This is a genomic window from Thermoplasmata archaeon, assembly GCA_035632695.1.
In the GTDB taxonomy this organism is placed as follows: domain Archaea; phylum Thermoplasmatota; class Thermoplasmata; order RBG-16-68-12; family RBG-16-68-12; genus RBG-16-68-12.
This window is the reverse complement of sequence record DASQGG010000207.1, coordinates 1-1,702: the sequence shown is the minus strand read 5'-3', so window position 1 is coordinate 1,702 and position 1,702 is coordinate 1. Positions and strand designations below refer to the sequence as shown.

Sequence of the window (1,702 nt, the reverse complement as noted above, 5' to 3'; positions counted from 1 at the left end):
AGTCCCGTCCGTAGACATCGATCATGGCCTTCAGGGATCGCGCGCAATCCAGCGTGTTCTTCGTCATCTCCTTGAACGAACTCCAGACTTCGGGTGGGATCGTCACGCCCGTCTCCTGGAGCAGGTCGACGTTCTTGCCGCTCACCTTGAGCCAGTCCGCGATCAGGTCGACGGAGGACACGAGGCGCATCATGTCTTCTCGGTCCTTCCCGGGCAACTCGCCCCGGCTGAGCTCCTCGACGAGGTTGATCTCCGCGTTGTCCGCGGCCTTCTCGTTCATCAGGAGCCGTTTGAACGCCGCGGCGAGTTCGTCCTGCCGACCGCGGACCGCGGCGTCGAGGACGTTGTCAAGCTCCTCGGCCGCGTCCACCACCTCGGTCACGTGCTCCCGCACCATTCCGAGGGCGCGGGACTCGCGCCGGTTCCGGAACCACTCGAGCTGGGGTTTCTCACTCAAGTTTCAACGCCTCCTGGAGACCCTCGTACGGTCGGGGGTAGACCAGGATGTTCGCCTCGTGGAACGAGACGAGAACATCCCGGGCGGTATTAAGACTTTGAGAGATGGGCACGTCCACGGACACCGTGTCGTAGGTGGAGAGCTTGACGTGGAGGCGCTGCGTTGCGCCGAGGAACAGCCGGCTCTCGATGCGGCCCGGGATGACGTTGCCGAATCCCTCCTTCGTGATCGTGAGCCACTCGGGGCGCGCAGCGAGCACGACGGGATCGCCCTCCAGAAGCCCTTGGGCGGGCACGCGCAGGATGTACCCGCTCCGAAACTCCACGAACGCCCAGTCCGCCCGGATCCGCCGGACCGCACCCTCGAGGAAGTTGCTCTCCCCCACGAAGTTCGCGGTGAAGACGCTGCCCGGGTGGTCATAGAGCCGCTCGGGAGGCCCGGACTCGACGATCCGCCCCTTCCGCATGACGACGACGCGGTCCGCGACGGACATCGCCTCCTCTTGGTCGTGGGTCACGTGGACCGCCGTGAGGCCGAGGTCCTTCACGACGCGGCGGAGCGCGTACCGGAGGTCCAGGCGGACGCGAGCATCGAGTCCGGAAAGGGGCTCATCGAGGATCAAGACCTTCGCGCGGTTCGCGAGCGCCCGGGCGAGGGCGACTTTCTGTTGGGAGCCGGTGCTCAGTTCCGACGGGAACAGGCGCCGATCCTCGAGCATCTCTACGAGCTCGAGGGCCTCCCGGCCGACGTGGTCCACGTCGTCCTTCGGGCGGTCGTGGACCCACGGACCGTACGTCGCGTTGTGCCACACATTCATGTGAGGGAACAGGACGATGTTCTGGAACACGTAACCGAGGTCCCGGTCCTCGACGGGCAAGGAAGTGACGTCTCGTCCGTCCACGAGAATCCGGCCCTCGGTGGGCGGCCAGATTCCCGAGAGAACCTTGATCAAGGTCGTCTTCCCGCAGCCGCTCGGCCCCAGGATCGCGACGTACTCTCCGTCCTCGATTGTGAGGCTCGTTCGGTCGAGGGCCGTGATGCGGCCGAAGCGCTTCGCGACGTCGACCGCCTCGATTCGCGGCACCTCACTCGACCTCCAGCGCCGCGGCGACCCCGCCCTTAGGGACCGGGAACAAGAGGATGTGTTCCGCGGGCAGCGTCACGAAGACAGGGTCGCCCTCCTTGGCCCATCGAGCGTTCGCGGTGAGGGGCTTCGCTTTCAGGACGCCCATCGGGGGCACGTCG

At 66.0% G+C, this 1,702-nt stretch carries 2 protein-coding genes; both read right to left on the bottom strand.

Going from position 1 to position 1,702, the window contains the following annotated elements:
* On the bottom strand, positions 1–457 hold a 457-nt coding region (locus VEY12_12935), incomplete at its 3' end, for a DUF47 family protein (GenBank protein ID HYM41026.1).
* The gene (locus VEY12_12930) at positions 450–1,541 is read right to left on the bottom strand and encodes an ABC transporter ATP-binding protein (protein ID HYM41025.1); all 1,092 of its coding nucleotides are present in this window, start codon (positions 1,539–1,541) and stop codon (positions 450–452) included. The genes VEY12_12930 and VEY12_12935, both read right to left, overlap by 8 nt.
* Between the last annotated feature and the right edge of the window lie 161 nt (positions 1,542–1,702).